Annotated in this window: 16 protein-coding genes; 5 read left to right on the top strand and 11 right to left on the bottom strand. The window is 45.8% G+C overall.

The genetic code is table 11. The annotated features are described in order from the left end of the window. Position 1: 1 nt before the first annotated feature. From KZ483_RS07260 to KZ483_RS07230, 7 genes are all read right to left on the bottom strand, one after another. Positions 2–832 carry a carbohydrate ABC transporter permease gene (locus KZ483_RS07260; protein WP_220352006.1) on the bottom strand — a complete coding sequence of 277 codons (831 nt, stop codon included), beginning with the start codon at positions 830–832 and terminating at the stop codon, positions 2–4. Positions 833–848: 16 nt separating this feature from the next. Then, positions 849–1,742, bottom strand: coding sequence for a carbohydrate ABC transporter permease (locus tag KZ483_RS07255; protein WP_258881573.1), 894 nt, complete (start codon positions 1,740–1,742; stop codon positions 849–851). Positions 1,743–1,863: 121 nt separating this feature from the next. Beyond that, entirely contained in the window at positions 1,864–3,204 is a 1,341-nt protein-coding gene (locus KZ483_RS07250; RefSeq protein WP_220352005.1) for an ABC transporter substrate-binding protein, read from the bottom strand. Between the two features lie 116 nt (positions 3,205–3,320). Beyond that, entirely contained in the window at positions 3,321–4,925 is a 1,605-nt protein-coding gene (locus tag KZ483_RS07245; protein WP_220352004.1) for a response regulator transcription factor, read from the bottom strand. A gap of 88 nt (positions 4,926–5,013) precedes the next feature. Next, positions 5,014–6,753 (bottom strand): sensor histidine kinase, encoded by a 1,740-nt coding sequence (locus tag KZ483_RS07240; protein WP_258881712.1) that lies wholly within the window; start codon positions 6,751–6,753, stop codon positions 5,014–5,016. A 36-nt stretch (positions 6,754–6,789) separates the two neighbouring features. Beyond that, a complete protein-coding gene (locus KZ483_RS07235) occupies positions 6,790–7,053 on the bottom strand; it encodes a hypothetical protein (RefSeq protein ID WP_220352002.1) in 264 nt (87 codons plus the stop codon). Positions 7,054–7,074: 21 nt separating this feature from the next. After that, a complete protein-coding gene (locus tag KZ483_RS07230) occupies positions 7,075–7,599 on the bottom strand; it encodes a phosphonate ABC transporter ATP-binding protein (RefSeq protein ID WP_220352001.1) in 525 nt (174 codons plus the stop codon). Between the two features lie 327 nt (positions 7,600–7,926). Here KZ483_RS07230 and KZ483_RS07225 point away from each other — a divergent pair, with 327 nt between their 5' ends. From KZ483_RS07225 to KZ483_RS07205, 5 genes are all read left to right on the top strand, one after another. Beyond that, entirely contained in the window at positions 7,927–8,610 is a 684-nt protein-coding gene (locus KZ483_RS07225; protein WP_220352000.1) for a response regulator transcription factor, read from the top strand. A gap of 124 nt (positions 8,611–8,734) precedes the next feature. Continuing rightward, positions 8,735–9,823 carry a sensor histidine kinase gene (locus KZ483_RS07220; protein WP_220351999.1) on the top strand — a complete coding sequence of 363 codons (1,089 nt, stop codon included), beginning with the start codon at positions 8,735–8,737 and terminating at the stop codon, positions 9,821–9,823. Positions 9,824–9,897: 74 nt separating this feature from the next. Further along, positions 9,898–10,278, top strand: coding sequence for a hypothetical protein (locus KZ483_RS07215; protein WP_220351998.1), 381 nt, complete (start codon positions 9,898–9,900; stop codon positions 10,276–10,278). After that, on the top strand, positions 10,275–11,297 hold the full coding sequence (locus KZ483_RS07210; RefSeq protein ID WP_220351997.1) for an FAD:protein FMN transferase: 1,023 nt from the start codon (positions 10,275–10,277) through the stop codon (positions 11,295–11,297). Before KZ483_RS07215 ends, KZ483_RS07210 begins: the two co-directional genes overlap by 4 nt. Next, positions 11,275–11,850, top strand: a complete 576-nt coding sequence (locus KZ483_RS07205) for a ferric reductase-like transmembrane domain-containing protein (protein ID WP_220351996.1) — start codon at positions 11,275–11,277, stop codon at positions 11,848–11,850. Before KZ483_RS07210 ends, KZ483_RS07205 begins: the two co-directional genes overlap by 23 nt. Positions 11,851–12,331: 481 nt before the next feature. Here KZ483_RS07205 and KZ483_RS07200 read toward each other — a convergent pair whose 3' ends face one another. The 4 genes from KZ483_RS07200 to KZ483_RS07185 all read right to left on the bottom strand — a co-directional run bounded on the left by KZ483_RS07200 (position 12,332) and on the right by KZ483_RS07185 (position 16,483). Next, positions 12,332–12,742: a hypothetical protein gene (locus tag KZ483_RS07200; RefSeq protein WP_220351995.1), complete on the bottom strand. Its 411-nt coding sequence runs from the start codon at positions 12,740–12,742 to the stop codon at positions 12,332–12,334. A gap of 259 nt (positions 12,743–13,001) precedes the next feature. Continuing rightward, positions 13,002–13,349: an RHS repeat-associated core domain-containing protein gene (locus tag KZ483_RS07195; protein ID WP_220351994.1), complete on the bottom strand. Its 348-nt coding sequence runs from the start codon at positions 13,347–13,349 to the stop codon at positions 13,002–13,004. A gap of 902 nt (positions 13,350–14,251) precedes the next feature. Beyond that, positions 14,252–16,237 carry a ribosomal protection-like ABC-F family protein gene (gene abc-f, locus KZ483_RS07190; RefSeq protein ID WP_220351993.1) on the bottom strand — a complete coding sequence of 662 codons (1,986 nt, stop codon included), beginning with the start codon at positions 16,235–16,237 and terminating at the stop codon, positions 14,252–14,254. A 102-nt stretch (positions 16,238–16,339) separates the two neighbouring features. After that, positions 16,340–16,483: a hypothetical protein gene (locus KZ483_RS07185; RefSeq protein ID WP_220351992.1), complete on the bottom strand. Its 144-nt coding sequence runs from the start codon at positions 16,481–16,483 to the stop codon at positions 16,340–16,342. Positions 16,484–17,013 lie beyond the last annotated feature (530 nt).

Genomic DNA, 17,013 nt, shown 5'->3' with positions numbered 1-17,013 from the left:
CTTACCCTTTTACACCGGACATGGTGATACCTTGGACATAATAGCGCTGCAGAACAAGGAACAGTACGAGGATCGGTACGGTCGCGATTGTATTTGCCGCCAGCACTTTCGTCCATTCCGTGCCGGCCATAGACGTGAAGTTCGCAATGGCGACTTGAATCATCTGCATCCTGTCATCATTAATGACAACCAGCGGCCATAGATAGGCATCCCAGTTTCCCAGAAAAGTAATGATTCCAAACGTGATCATGGCGGGTACCGATGCAGGCAATACGATCGCCCGGTAAATTTGCAGCCAGGATGCGCCGTCCAGGCGCGCGGACTCTAATATTTCAGTAGGGATTTCTTCAAAAAACTGTTTCATCATAAAAATGCCGAATACAGACAAGGTTGACGGAATAATCAAACCTTTAAACGAGTTAAGCCATCCTAAGTTGTTGACCAGCATGTAATTAGGCACGAGCATGACTTCTCCGGGAATGATCAGCGCGCTCATGAATAGGACAAATATTACGGAGCTCCCGCGAAAACTCAATTTTGCAAACGCGAAGGCCGCCAGCGAGTTGATAAGCAAAACAAGAAATGTCACGGTAGAAGCGACAAACAACGTATTGAATACATATCGTAAAAACGGATTTTGGTCGTCGAATATCACATCGATATAATTTTGAAAGGTCCACTTTACGGGAATCAATAAGTGCAAGTTTACCTGGGTGGCGTACTGAAATAACTCCTGATAGGAGCGCATGGATCCGAGGACCATCCAAACGATCGGGAGCAAGCAAAGAACCGCAATAATCGTCATCGCCAGAAAATGAATGATTCGAAGCATCCGCCTCCGCTCCTTTCTAATAATTGACTTTAGACCGCAGGAATAACATTTGAATGACCGAAATGATCAGGATCATGAAGAACAGAATGAATGCCGCCGCGGACGCATAGCCCATCTGCATTTGGTCAAACGCTGTTTTATATATGAAATATACGATGGTTTCCGTAGAGGAATTGGGACCGCCTGACGTTAACACAAACACAATTCCTGATAATTTGATAGCGTCAATCGTTGTCATGATAATGATGAAAGCCGTTGTTCTCTTAAGGAGCGGCAATGTGATATAGAAAAACTGCTGGAGTTTCGACGCGCCGTCCACTCTCGCCGATTCATACAGGTCCTGCGGGATATTATTCAAGCCGGCAAGGTAAACGATCATGAAAAAGCCCGCCGCTTTCCATATACCCAGAATAATGACGCCGTTCATCGCGATATCGGCATTTGACAGCAAGCTGATCTTGGGAATGCCGACTGCGCCGATCAGCACGTTCAATAATCCAAAATCTCTATTGTAAATCAACTTGAAGACCGTGCCAGCCACCGCCGTTGATATCACGACAGGAACAAAAAAAGCAGTGCGGAAAAAGCCGGTGTATTTGAACTGGGGCTTAACGAGCAGCGCCAATCCCAGAGCGATCGCCGTTTGGACGGGAATGACGATGACGGCAAAATAAAATGTATGCTTGATGCTGTTCAAAAACTTCGTATCCTGCAGCAGATCCGCATAATTTTTCAACCCGACGAACGTTTTACTGCCGCTGACCAGCATGTAATCATTAAAGCTGTAATAAAAGGCTTTCGCCATCGGAATAAATACAAACACCAGAAGCAGAATAAAGGCAGGCAATACGAAGAGGAAGCCTGTTATCCCGTCACTTCTGCGAAGCGAATACTGTTTACCTGCAATCACGCTAAGTCCTCCCTCCTAATTCTCGATATTATGTCTCTAGAAACTTGCTTCGGAAGCATTAACCTGGTTATGAATAAAAAGCGATGGGAGGGAGCCCTCCCATCGCCAGCAATGATCGGTATTACCTTTTCAATGCCTCGATCGCATCGTCAATCTTTTTCACTGCATCCGCAGCTGCCGCGTTAACGTCTCTGTTGCCCTGGCCGACATCCTCGAACAGCTCGCGGATCGCAGCGCTTACCGCAGGATAGGCCGGTGTTACCGGACGTGGCATGCTGTACTTCTGAAGCTGCCCGACAAACACACTGTATGGATACTCCTTCATCTTCGGAGTCTGATCGACAACCGAATATCGAACCGGCAAAGCACCGGTCATGTCCGCATATATTTTGGCGCCTTCCGTGCCGGTCATATAGTTAATCAGCTGCCAAGCTTCCTTCGGATACTTGGAATCCGCGGTAACGCCGAATGTCCAGCTTCCGTTAGCCATCGCTTGCCGCTTTGCTTTCGGCAGCGGGGCGATGTCCCAATCCTCGCCCAATTTGAAATTAGGGAAGTTAGTTGTAAAGTTAGCCAGATCCCATATCCCGTCTACGAACATCGCCACTTTTCCTGTCGGGAACGGATCAGGCGGCAATTCAAGCGGCGATACTTTGTACGTCTGATACAGCGATTGATAGAAGGTAAGCGCCTCTTTGGCCTCTTTCGAGTCCAGATAACCTTTGGCGGTGCTTCCGTCCGGACTCAGCACCTCGGCTCCAAACTGCCACAGGATCGGCGTTTTGAAGTAAGCGGGACCTTCTCCGCCGCCAAAGCCTTGGGCAGGATCAATTCCGTAAACACCCTTAGCAGGATCGTTCAATTTCTTGGCTGCATCCAGGACCTGGTCCCAGGTCCACGCTTCATCCACATTTTTGGATGGCAGCGGAATCCCTTTGGCTTCAAACATTTTTTTGTTGTAAAACAAGGCTATATTCGCTTCGCTGATCGGAGCAATATAGTATTTCCCATCGTATTTCATGGACTGTAATATTCCCTCGGGTATATCCTTCAGGTCTGCGTCCGCTTCCATAAACGAAGTCAAATCATACAACGCGCCGGCGTTCGCGTAAGAAGACATGGTCGGCGCATCGATCGCAATGATGTCTCCCGCGGTTTTCCCAGCCAGAGCGGTACGAACTTTCGTTTCGTAATTGTCAAACGGAACATTCTCTAGATCTACTTTAATTCCAGGATTTTTGGCTTCAAAGTTCTCAATTAACTTGCTTATGGCGCCATTCTCGGCGTCATTGCCGCTCGGACGCCAAAACTTTAGCGTCACGGTTTCTGTTTTCGGGGAGCTTCCTCCGTTTTGCGGCTCATTGGTAGCATTCTTCGATTGATCCCCGCCGGGATTGGAGCATGCGGCCAGCACGATCGAGAGCATGGTCACAGTAAGCATCGAGCTAAACAATTTTTTCACTCTTAGGGCCCCTTTTCATATTTTTGCTTGCAAACTAAATATATCTGCTTTAGGCCGAATTTGATTTCGCTATCTTTGGAGCATGACTTTCAAAATCTTTGGAAACGGCTTTAGTCTTAATGATCCCCTCTTCTGAGCTGCTCCCTGTACACGCTTGGCGACGCATGATAAAACTTCTTGAATGCCGTGCTGAAGTAGCTTGAATTGGCATAACCAACAAGCTGGGCAATGTCGGTTAGCTTCAGATCCGTATCTTTCATGAGCTCCTCTGCTTTTTTCATTCTAACCATCACCAGGTAATCGCTGAAATTCATCTGTGTGTGCGTTTTAAACAAGGAAGACAAATAAGCTTCATTGAAATGAAATTGTTCGGAGAGCGTGGTGAGTGTAAGCTCATATGAATAGTTTTCCCGGATATATTTGCTTATCAGCCCGATCATACCTTCACCGGAGGTGTTTTTCTGTGATTGAATCAACTGCATGGCGTAATCGGTAAATTCCATTATTTTTCTGAATACGATGTCCTGCGAAGAAAATTGCCATATCGCGAATTGGCAGGCCAAAGACAGCTCCTGCAGCTTCTCCTGATCGCTGCTGTACCTGGCTGCGAGCGATCTGATCATGATCACGATTCGAACAGCAAGGAAAGAGAAATTAATAGCCGATAACGGCTTATCCGGAAACAGCAATTGCGTGAGCAGGGTTTGAAATGCTTGCTTGTTTCCCCTTTCCATTTCAACAACCAAGCGCCTCTCGGTTTCAGTGGAGAAATCTTGCGTGACGTCGGTGATATGGACCGACCCTGCATTCCCTTGAACTTTCAAGCTCCAATCCAGCAGGCAAGAGGCGTAACCGTTTTTGAAATCCTCCAGCGAATGGACGGCCTTGCCAATTCCGACTTTCATGTCAAGCTTAAGAATACTCGTCATTTTATCTTCAAGGCCCAGGACAAAAGCTTTAGATTGAGCGTCCAGTAACGGCATCGAATCGGACATCAGAATAAAATGCATCATATTCGAAAACGTTAAATCCTGAAAGCATAAAACCCGGCTCGCCAAATTCGCAAGCTCCTTACATAGAAGCCGGAATGATAAATAAAGTAAATCCAGTCTGCTGCTGTTCTGTTCGATGCGTTTTTCCGGTATTTTCATTTCAGCCGCGACGAATTGAAAACAATTGTAATCATTGATGTTTTGCAGTTTTAATTGGACTAACCGATCCTGCACGAATTGACCGCTTGTCCATTCGTTTTTGACCATCTGGTACAAAAATTGCTCTCGTTGTTCCGATAACAGCTGTTTCAGCTGCCAATCTTCCTTGCTTCTTTGGATCTCTTCCTGTTTCTCCCGATCGAGCTCATCCTTGATGCGCAATAGCAGTTCAAGCAATTCCTTGCGCGCAACCGGTTTAATCAAATAATCGACAATACCCGCCTTAATGGCGGCCTTCGTATATTCAAAATCCGAGTAACCGGAGAGCACGATTATTTTGGTGTTTAAATATCTTGAGGAGCACTCATTAAAAAATTGCACACCATTCATGACCGGCATTTGAATATCCGTAATGACGACGTCAAATTTATGCTCCTGCATGTAAGACAGCGCTTCCTGTCCATTTGCCGCTTCGGCAGCAATTTGAAATCCCAGACTGTTCCAATTTATTTTCGCCTTGAGACTTTCTCTTACGCCTATCTCATCATCAATAATCATCGCACGGTACACAAGATCAACCCCCCAAAGTTTTTGCGGGACTCTGCCCCGTCAGAAATGGACGCCTGGTGAAGCCAAAACTCGCATGCGGAAGCATAAACTAAAGCATCGGCAGCTTGAACGAAATCGTTGTTCCTTCTCCCAATACGGAATTCAGTTTTATTTCGCAAGCATCCCCGTAATATAATCGGCATCTGGCCAAGACATTGCTCAGGCCGATCCGGTTTCCTTCGCTGCTGAGCACTTCCGGCGCCGCGGCCGGGTCAACGGACGAGTAAAGATCTTCAATCTGGTCCTTGCTCATTCCTACGCCGTTATCCTTTACGCTGATGTAGAGAGTCTTATCCTTCCTCCGGATTTCCAAGTCCACTTTGGCGGTTTCCCTGTAATCAATGCTGTATTTGATGGCATTCTCTACAATCGGCTGAAGAATAAACTTGATTAGTTTGCAGTGCAAAGCTTCCTTATCGACTCTAATATCCAGTACCAGTCTGTCGCCAAATCTCGATTTGAGGATCGAGGTATAATTTTCAATATATTTCAGCTCTTCGAACAAATAAACGGTGTCTTCGCTTAATTTCAATGAATACGACATCATCTCGCCGAACTGCTCCGTAATGTCCATGACTTCCTCCGATTTTCCCTGAGCGGCCAGGCCCCCTATAATTTCCAGCGTGTTATTTAAAAAATGAGGGTTGATTTGCAGCAGCAAAGCTTTGTATTCCGCATTTTGCCTTCTTATATTCGTTTTGTATTCCGTGTCTATAAAATGGTTCAACCGGTCGATCATTTTTCTGAATACCAACACGACATAGCCTGCTTCATTTCTTCTTTCCATGCGTGGAATCAGCGCATTCGCTCCTTTAAAATCCCCCTGTTCGGCCAGCTTCATCGCTTTTGTCAATTGGGACAAAGGCCGGGTGACCCCTGTGGAGATCGCGATCGCTGCAATAACACTACATGCCAGCAAAACGGCGCTCAGAATGATCATCATCAATCGAATCGCCGAAATGGGCTGGAATAATTCTTGCTCCGATACGACGCCGACAACAAACCAGCCGGGAATTTCCTCGATGTCCCGGGCAAATAACAGGAATGATTTATCGCCGTCGTGAATGGTCAAATAACCGGTACGACGAGCCTTCTGAGCGAGATCCAAGTGTTTCGAAATAACCGGGTTGCTTCCGATATCCTGGTTCAGTACGGTCCTTCCATCATCAGATAACAGATAGGCTTGTCCCGTCCGTCCCAAACGAATTCGTTCCAACGGCTTTTGCAGCAGGTCGGTAGAAAAATTGATTTTGATTATACCCGCCGCTTTTAATAAATTGAGGTTTATCAGGGGTGAAACATAGCTGTTGACCATAGTTTGCCTCATTGACGATTCAGGTTGGTCAGGTTCTATATGCGCTTGTACCCAGCTATTGTTTCTCCCTTTTACGAAATCATTGTACCAGGAGCTTTTGCGGAAAGACTGATCCAGTCTCCATATGCCTCCGCTATCATCGAACACTGAAATTGAAAGGCTGTTTCTGTTGTTCGAGTAAACGGAGGATAAGAACTCCCTGAATTTGGCCCTCAACATTGGATTATCTTTGGTCATCACATAATCCTGTGTGATGGAGCTGCTTAGTACCTGGTTGCTCATGTCCTTGAACTGAATGGCGAGATTGTTCACATAAGTTGCATATTGTGTGATCGTTTGATCCGTAGAGGTTTCGATCGAGTGTCGAACCAGCCCTTCGGTTTTATCAGTCAACACAAAAGTCAATATGCTTACCGGGATCAACAGCAACACCGTAAATAGGATGACAATCTGATTGCGAAGAGAAAAGAGCATTTGCAGCACCTCACCTGTAGGAATAACCTGTTTGAGCTATTTTTTATTACCGCAGTTTTTCAAGATAAGCATTGGGATAGGCACTTTATAGAGTCTTTTTAGAGGAAGGTCTTCGAACCGAAGTTCCCTTTCAATCTTACTTCTAAAGAGGAGGAAGATGATAATTTTTTTAGCGATCGACTGACGAGTTATGCCCACCCCTCTCAATCCGCCGCTACGTGCAGCTTTCCGATGTTCGTCATTCATGTGCATGCCGTATAGCAATAGTTTCGCCAGCCCTGTATTCAGCCCATTCCACATGTTCAAAAATCGACCTATGCCTCATGTTCGAGGCTTCCCGTCATACTGTACCTTTCCGCCATGAATTCCGATAATTCTGTGGCCATAGGCGTTTGCATATTCCAGTTGATGCAGATTGCAAATGATCACCGTACCCCTGGTCTCATTGATCTGCTGAAGAATGTCCAATATTTCTCGGCTCATCACCGGGTCCAGATTCGATACCGGCTCGTCTGCCAGAATAACATCGGGATTCTGTACTAACACCCTGGCAATGCCCTCTCGCTGTTTTTGTCCTCCACTCAATTGGTCCACACGAGTGTTCATTTTCTCCCTCAATCCAACAATTTCAATGGCTTCCTCAGCCTTCTTTTTCTCTTCTTTCGTAAAAAAAATGTACCAAAACGACTTCGTTCCAAGCAAGCCAATGAGAACATTTTGCTTAACCGTCAAATTACCGATGACATTGAAATTTTGGAAAATGAATCCGACCTTTCGGCGCAGCTTCTGAAGATTTTTCTTGCAAACTTCAATGTCATTGATACGAATACCTGGAACATGTGACAAAAATTGGCGGTTTCTTTTTTGGCTTTTGTATTCGGTCGTAGCATAAATTGGAGACGATTCGTGTTAACCAAGATGAAAACGCATAAATGTTTATCAAAATAAAAAGCGCAAGAAATATTCCTAATGACACGACCACTAGAAATTTTACTCTACCCAGGGAATGAAATGTTTTAACTCCTATGTTCAACCACAAAACAGTACATCGTACAAGCGGTTTCTGTATTTTCGAAATACATTCCTGACGTATCGTGGCGCACAAATTTTGTTTTAATAATTATCAATTACAATATAGATAATCCCATCCATCTATTATATAGGAGGAAACCCATGCGACTGCTTGTTGCAGAAGACGACAAACATTTATTGAGTGTACTGAGCACTGTTCTCTTTGATGAGGAGTTCGACTTGGATCAAGCTGAAAACGGTATCGATGCCAAGTTAATGGCCGAGCATAACGAATACGACGCGATCATTTTAGATATCATGCTGCCGGAAATTGACGGTATTTCTATCTTACGTAAACTCCGTGCCAATTCTGATGCAACACCAGTGTTGATCTTAACCGCCAAGGATTCGGTGGAATCGAGGGTGGCGGGCCTGGATGCAGGTGCCGACGATTACCTCGTAAAGCCTTTTGCGATCGATGAATTATTGGCCCGAATTCGAGCATTGCTAAGAAGGAGCAAAGGCCTCGGTGTGTCCGAGATTATCTACGGTGACCTCTTACTATCTCATCACAGTTATGATGGCTTCTGTTCCGGCAAAGCTTTAAAGCTTACTCCAAAAGAATATGAGCTGCTGGCCTATTTTCTTCAAAATAAAGAACAAATCCTGAGGAGAGATCAAATTTTCAACAGGGTGTGGGGATATTACTCGGAAGCGAATGAAACGGCGGTGGATCTTTACGTCCATTACATCCGAAAAAAGCTGGCCGCCTTTGGCTGCGAAGAATATATCCGAACGATACGCAGTGTCGGCTACATGCTCAAAGCGGTGGACCGTCATGCTTAAGAAGACACGCCTACGTCTGGTTTTACTCAATGCCTTCGTATTCTTCCTACTGCTTAATTGTTTTGGTGCAACCTTGTATGCATACATGCATTACCGTTTATATCGCTCGGCAGATAATACCCTTATGAGCGAGCTGACGAATCTCGAAGCTCATATGAAATCGAAGGACGATAGCGACCCAAACGATGACCAGCCTCCTTCGCCGTCAACTTATATCTACTGGGGATCAAATGGCCGGTTTATCAAGCAAATACCGGCTGCTTCCCTCTCAAGTGAACAATTGCGGGTGCTTCGTAACTATAACGGCCATCATTCATTGGAAACTGTACATGCAAACGGAGACACTTTTCGTACTTTATCTGCCATTGGTGATACCGGGACGCGTCTTCAGGTCGTTTATGATTTAAGAACGGAGACAAAAGTACTTTCCGAAATGCTGATTATCATTTGGCTCCTGGTTGCGGGAAGCATCGGACTATCCCTCATTGCCGGTTTTTTTCTGGCCAAAAAATCATTGGTCCCTATTCAGAAATCATGGGACAGACAGCAGCAATTTATTGCGGATGCATCACACGAGCTTCGCACGCCGCTAAGCGTACTGCAAATCCATCTGGAACGTTTGTTCAGGCATCCCGGGAATACAATCGAACAAGAAAGCGTGAACATCTCCGTTATGATTGATGAAACCAAACGAATAAATAAACTCGTTTCCGAGCTGCTCCTGCTGGCACGATCGGATTCAAATGAACTGCAGCTGATGAAACAACCATTACGGTTGAATACGATCATAAATCATGTTGTGCAGCAGTTTCAGATTGTAGCTGAGATGAAGGGGATATTTCTTCGAACGACAATTGATTCTGATATGGAAATGATGGGTGACCTTGAGCGCCTGCATCAGCTCTTTGTCATTCTGCTGGATAATGCAGTGAAATTTACTAAGGAAGGCGGCGTTACGGTACGAAGTTATCGCAAAGGCAATGAGTGGCGGCTTGTTATCGAGGATTCCGGAATCGGCATAGGGATTACGGATCTGCCGCGAATTTTCGACCGTTTTTTTACCGTGGACAAAATTCGCAACCGCATGGCCGCGGGGACGGGTTTGGGACTTTCCATTGCAAAATGGATTGTGGAAGCTCATGAAGGCATAATTGAAGCCTCGAGCACATTGGGGAGCGGAACGACTATTGAGTTACGCTTCAGAGCCGCATAAGTGATACGCGCCTTCCAATGATATTCAAATAAATAATCGGTATGATGATTGAGAGACGAAGGAGGACACCGACCATGCGACAATTAACCAAGAAAAAAGTGAAGAAGTGGGGCATCGGGGCAGGATGTACGCTGTCTGCCGTCATGCTTTTCAGTCAAATACAGAACGCACAGGCCCAGGCCTTGGCAACTCTCAATACGGACAATGAAGCTTCATCGGTTTCACCCTCTCCGGTCGTGTCCAACCGGGATCCCGTTATAAGTGAATTCAAGCAATATGTTCCTTCTGCTGCAGCTCCGCAAAAAGAGACCCAACAGGCGCATAGAGCGGAGAACAAGGACTCAAATCCGATACCAGTCAAACCTCCTGCAAAACAACAAGCAGCAAAGCAAAAGACTCCTCAGCAAGGGCATATCTCTGCGCATAGAACCCGGGTCAGGACAAGGCACTCATGATGAAGACCGACGATAAGGACGGAAAATGGGTCTATGACCGTTTTTACGGGATGAATACACAAATTGAGACGGCGCTCGGCTTTCAAACTGAAGCCATGGAAGCAGGCGAACCATACGCCTGGGTCAACGACGTCCGGAAATGGTTCGGATTTGTAGAGGATACTTTCAGTCGTTTTCGTCCGGAAAGCGAGCTTTGCCGGCTTAATCGTTCGGCAGGAAAACCTATGTTTATCAGCTATACGATGCAGGAAGTGCTGCTGATGGTTTCGGAGTATAGAAGGTTAACTGAAGGGATGTTTGAACCTTTCATTTTACGAGCCTTGGAGGATTGGGGATACAATACCAGTTATGACCAAATGAATAAGGAATGTATAACACCGTCGCGACTGACGACCGCATTGCAAAAAAAGAACGAGGCGCTTGAGCTCAATACCGGAATGAGAGCGGCCAGATTGGCGAATGGTGCAAGAATCGATTTGGGCGGCATTGTGAAGGGCTGGTCGGTCGACAGGCTTACAGGACATTTAGTGAGTCAAAAAATTAAGAGCGGGATGTTGAACGCTGGAGGCGATCTGCGTGTATGGGGTGGCAGCCCACTGAATCCTTGGGAAATTGAAATCGCCGATCCGCGAGATACTCACAGTACCATTGCGTCTGTAAAGCTTCACAATTGCGCTGCGGCCACATCCAGCATGCTCGGAAGAAGGTGGATGACCGAACAAGGTACCGCACATCATCTCATAGATCCGCGTTCAATGGCGCCCGCCGTATCCGATATCGTTCAGTGTACGGTAGTAGGCGGAACAGCCGTCGAATGCGATATTTTCGCCAAAGTATTATGTATGTTAGGCCTTGAGAAGGGAATCGAGTGGCTCATTAGCTGTGCCGATCGCTGCAATCAAGCATTGATGGTCACTGAGAACAAAGAGGTTCATTATGTAGGAACAATAAACATGTGGGAACGCCGCTGGAGTGGCGTGTCAGGAGTGATTATCCATGATACAAGCTCTATTGCTTGATATGCCGACATGGCAAATTATCCGTGTACTCGGACTTGCATCGTATTCATTACTGTTTATGGGAGTCTCCCTCGGTTTGATTTACTCGATGCCTTTCTTGAAAGGAAAACGCAAAGCGCTGGTTTACAAATGGCACTCCACTGCAACCAATGCGGGATTGATTCTAATTCTCGGACATATCATTTTTCTTCTAATTGACACGTATGTGCCTTTCACGTGGAAGGGGATCGCCATTCCATTCAGCGCAGGCAAAGATCCCATTTGGAACGGGCTCGGCACAATCGCGTTCTATGGCGTGGTATTAGTGATCGTAACAACCGATTTCAAGGCGTTCATGAGCAATGGGCTATGGCGGTCTATTCATATGCTGGCTTACCCTGTTTTTCTACTGGCCATGGTACATGGCCTTGGCTCGGGAACGGATAGTAGAAATGTCTGGATCTTCGGATGGTATGTGACCACTTGTCTGATTGTTACGTTATTGATTGTCTTGAGAGTCTTCCTGAGAAGCAGGGAAGGTGTGCCGATCAATTCACATACAAAGGAAAGGTGAATGAGAAAACATTGACTTATCTACTCAAGAATGCTCACTTTCTCGTTAAACATGTTCCAAATTAATGTGATCAGTTTTTTATTTGATCTGGTCGCAATGCCGTTTTGCTTATGAGATCGACCCCTCGACCCAATCTTAAAAATGTACAACTTCATATCCCTGCCCCCCCTCCTGTTCTAACTATGGCGATATATGCTGCAAATCTGGAAAACCTTTGATGTTCATGGAAATTTCGCTTTCAGGTCAATGGAACCAGCTCATGAATGACATACGACGAAACTACGTAGCGTCGGGAATGGGATCAAGTTCTTGTCAACGCAAAATGACAAGAACTTGATCCCATAAATAAAAAAGCCCGCGATTTACGCGGCCTTCATTGGGACGAAGTTCTTGTCACCCGACAGGAGGGGTCGGTATCCCTTTGAATCATCACTGAAAACAAAAGACCTTGAAGGATAAGTCCCTCAAGGTCTCTGAAACATTATTTAACTTCTTCAATGGACACGTCGTTACATAGGATAGACAACCACGGTTTGGAGTAATCAAGAGTAAATAATTCAATATGCTTTAATCCCTTAAGCCTGTATTGTCTCAGTAGTTCACTTTCATCATTTACCTTGAAAAGCACGATGGTATAGCAACTATCAGTATTCATCATCATTTCTTCTGATAAAGGCAATATATCCTTTTTTATCTGAAAATCAGCTTTTACGCAATGTGCAAATTTCAACTTTAGCTGTCTAGTCTCAGAACGACCTTCCTGAAGGTCCCAATAGTAATCAACAACTAATGTTAAATCAAGCAAACTGTTTTCCCATCTAATATCGGTAACGATACTATCTGTAAAATCAAAGTTATCTAGCACTTCATGAATATTTGAAGCCAGTTGCATTGTTCCACCTACTTCCCGAAGTAGAAATGAGTTTGGTCTCTAAGTTCTTGTTTTGTTGCATTACTTGGAAACACTCCATTGTCATTTAGGTAGCCCCCACTTTTGTTTTGAACCCTAAAGTATGGTGTACCTTCTCCTGGAGTTGCATGTATCCGAACCTTTGTACCAGTTGCTGGGTCAACAAATATGGTTGCGTCCCCACTCTTTTTGCCGCCTGGCTCAACTGTTTTCGTCCACCCTGCATCCTCAAGATTCTTAGTCAAGTCATTTGCAGAATTGCACGTAAATACTGCAGATCTGTTGTGTCATCCTGCATTTCACCCGAGTATTTAAAGGGCTGCGGGATGTTCTCTGTTTGCGAAGTGATATTCCCAAAGATATCATAGTTGTACTGGTTCAATTTAGTCATTCCAGTACGATCCATGAGGTTAACTACGTCACCGTGACCGTTTTTGACATAGTATGCTTTGCCTAGGCTATCTTCCCGAGCGACAAGCCCTTGGCCGCGGATATATCGGGCTTTAAAGGATGCCGAACCACCACCGTAGGCAAAATAATCAAGATTTACTCCATAATCGGTTGCTGATGGATGTTTCGTACCTTTCACAATTATGAGACCCATTTGTTAAGTTGCTGTTTGAATAAACAGCAGACTGAAAATATCGATTGGCACTGTACGTATCTCCGTTTGAAACTACTGTTACACCGTCCAGGACAATATCATACATGCCTCCACCTGGGCCTTTACGCATGGCGACTGAAATTGAACTTCCCGCAAAGCTGAATTGAACGCTGTCGTTTGCCTTAACGCTGGCCTTAGTAGTTCCGTTGTAGTCTCCTGCCATGTTCGTATCAAACCATGTACCGGTATATTGGACGGAAGCCGAAGTATTGTCCACGAGCTGTGCATTCACTTTTCCTTCCGCAATAATTTGATCTCCATCCCAATAATAGCGGGTTGTCTGCCCTTTCACCATTCGTTCCCAAAGCAACCCATCACCGTATTTGTTGTCTTCTACTTTCGATTATAGAGTCGATGAATTTACGGTACTATGAGAATCTATCTATAATAGTTGTCTTTTTTATACTTTCTGGTGCTATCTTATACGGATATAGCATTTTTTTAGTGTTTAACCGTCATGAATAGGAAGCGTTCAAGTGTGAGAGAATCCCCAAACCCATCCCACGCCGAGAGACTATTCGGAATTACATATTGCGGCGTCAAGTGGCTCCTTCCGCGATATACAATATCGGCCGTCTACCGGGATCACTCAGCGCGTCAGACTAGGATCAATCCATGATTTCTCTGACACCTGGGTTTCAATCTAACAGGATCACTGTTAACGTACGATTTTTTCCAATTCGTGAGGTGATCCGAATTTTGCAGTTAGAAACAGGTAGCATATAGGTTGTTTGTAGAGTTGGTCTCGCCATCAGAGACTAACTCTTAGTTATACTGCCCAATCAATCTGTGAGAATTGATATATTAAAGCCACTTAGTTCACATCATCAGCTCGGCAGCTCCATCCACAATTCCAGAAGCGCATCAAGCTGTGATTGCTCCTCTTCCCGCTTACGCCACATTGCTTCAAGCTGGACAGTGTCGCCAATACTATCTAGACGGCACAGTTCTTCATCGGCACGAGCCAGCTCCGCTTCCAGTACAGCAATCTCAAGTTCCAACTGCTCACGTCTCCGCTCGTTTTGGCTTGCCAAGTCACTGCTTTGAGCCGCTTTTGCTTCTGGTTGATGCCGATCAGATGCCTTCTTGGCTTTCTTCTTTTCTGTCTGCTGCAGCGTACTCATATGAGTTGCCGAAATTGTATCACCTGTACCACTTACCGATATACTCTCTTGCGACGACCTTTCTCCACGCTTCTCCTTAAAATCATCGTAATTACCGAGATACGTGGTAATCCTACCTTCCTTTAGCTCCCAAACGCGCTCCGCCAGACGATTAATAAAATATCGGTCATGGGAAATCGCCAGTACTGTTCCGGGAAAATCCTCCAGCGCCTCTTCCAATGCTTCGCGTGAAGCCATGTCGAGATGATTCGTCGGCTCATCCAGCAGAAGCAAATTCGGCTTGCGCCTCACAAGCAACGCTAGCCGTAGACGTGACCATTCACCGCCGGAGAGCATTTGCAGCGGCTTAAATACGTCAGCGCCATAGAACAAATATTTTGCAAGCACGCTTCGCGCTTCGCCTTCCTCCAATCCTCCCTCGGTGCGGAAATATTCCAGTACCGTGAGCTTATTATCCCTCACCGGCTCCTGCTGAGCCAAATAACCGATTTCCACACGCGCCCCTTGCTCCACCTTACCTGTATCCGGTTCAATCACGCCAAGAAGCAACTTGAAAAGCGTCGTTTTCCCCGATCCGTTATCCCCGAGCAGCATGACCTTCTCGCCATATAGCAGGCTTCCTTCCGCTCCATTCAAAATCACAGATTCCCCGATTTGCTTCGTCACGCCTTCGAATGCGATCACCTTACGACAAGAACGATCAAGGGGGGACAACTCGAAATCTGCCGTTTTCCGCTCCAGGACAGGACGCTTTACCGCCTCCATCCTCTCCAATGCTTTTCGAATCGAGGCTGCCCGTTTGAAAAATTTCTCATTACCTCCAATGCGCCCCCATTCCTCCAGCTGACGGATCGTTTCTTTCATTTTTTTCATCACTTTCTGCTGCTCTTGGAACTGAGCGAACTGTTGTAAAAGACGCTCTTCCTTCTCCTTCATATAACCGGTGTAGTTGGTGAGATACGTATAAGCCTCCCCGTCCTCCAGTTCGATCATTTTCGTGCCGACGGCATCGAGAAAATAACGATCATGCGATACTATGACACATGCACCGTGATAATGCTGGAGAAACTGCTCCAGCCACTCTATACCCTTTAGATCAAGGTGATTCGTCGGCTCATCTAACAGCAGCAAGTCGGGACGGATAACCAATTGGGATGCCAGAACAATACGTGTCTTCTCTCCTCCGGACAAGCTGCCAAAAATCCTCTGATCGTTGTTTCGATTAATTTGCAAGCCGCTCGCTACTTGATCAATCACCGTATCCATCTCATAGCCGCCGCCTAATTCAAACCGCTCTTGAACCAACGCATACGTCTTTAGCAGCCGCTCCATCATTTCGGGATTGGCCGCGGCCTCAGAACTGCACATCTGCTGCTCGAGGACCGACATTTCCTGCTTGGTGACCATCAGTTCCCGATAACCATAGGCGAGCACCTCGTATACGGGTAGTTCCTCGAACTCGGCAGGAATTTGAGGCAAATAGCCGATTGTCAAATCCTTCTTGATGGTCAGCATACCTTCATCTACCGGCTCATGGCCCGAAATTAACCGGAGCAGAGTCGATTTTCCGCTGCCGTTGCGGCCGATCAGGCCGACCTTCTCACTGTCTTGGAGTTGAAGCGTTACCCCGTCCAAAACAAGGTTTGCTGCATGGTATTTTTTTATCTGTTGAGCGTTAACTATTATCATTTTAAGAGCCTCCTGTTAGATGAAGACCCTAACTTGAATGCACAAAAAAGAGCCGCAGCAACAAGCCCGCGACCCTCAGGATGATAATGCTATCCGTTGTGGTTAAGGTAGGCGTCTTCTCGCGAATGGTTCAAACATATTATCGTAATTGGACAGACTGATCCCGTTCGCGAAAAATACATGAACAATGCCAGCCGTAGCAATCGGTAGCTGGCTAATACGGTTGTTGACCATTTCGAGATTCACCTACCTCACCTCCTTCACATTAGTATTTCTAAGTTAACATAAACCATGGTGTCATGGCAATGCAATAAGTTCATGTAGCAACTCATGAAATGAAATCCTGATAGCGGTTTTGCCTTCGCTATCCTCATCGGTCAACCTTCCCGGGGAAGATGCTGCTTCCCCTTTACAGACGTATGATCCCCGTACTCTGACGCAGCCGTTTATTGGAATAATACAGCATAGCAGCCATGAGCAATAGTCGGTGTTGGGTGTGACCACAAACAGGAAGGATTACCCTTCCTAAATGTCGAAATTGATCTGAAGGAGGATGATTATGTTTAAACAGGCTTTATTCTTTCAACGCAGGCCCATATCGAAGCAGCTATGCATAACTGCACATCAGTTTCCGTCTGGATGGAAGGTAAAATCGTCGATTATGGTGGAGTCATCGAAGAGATCAAGAACGGATCAGTCAAAATTAATGGTAATTGGCATCCTTTTTATATCAGTGACGGTGAGCTCACGGTACGGCCGTGTGAGTTTAGGATCCG

The sequence above is a fragment of the Paenibacillus sp. sptzw28 genome (genome assembly GCF_019550795.1).
In the GTDB taxonomy this organism is placed as follows: domain Bacteria; phylum Bacillota; class Bacilli; order Paenibacillales; family Paenibacillaceae; genus Paenibacillus_Z.
Note: the sequence above shows the minus strand (reverse complement) of the source record. Positions and strands in the feature narration are given on the sequence as shown.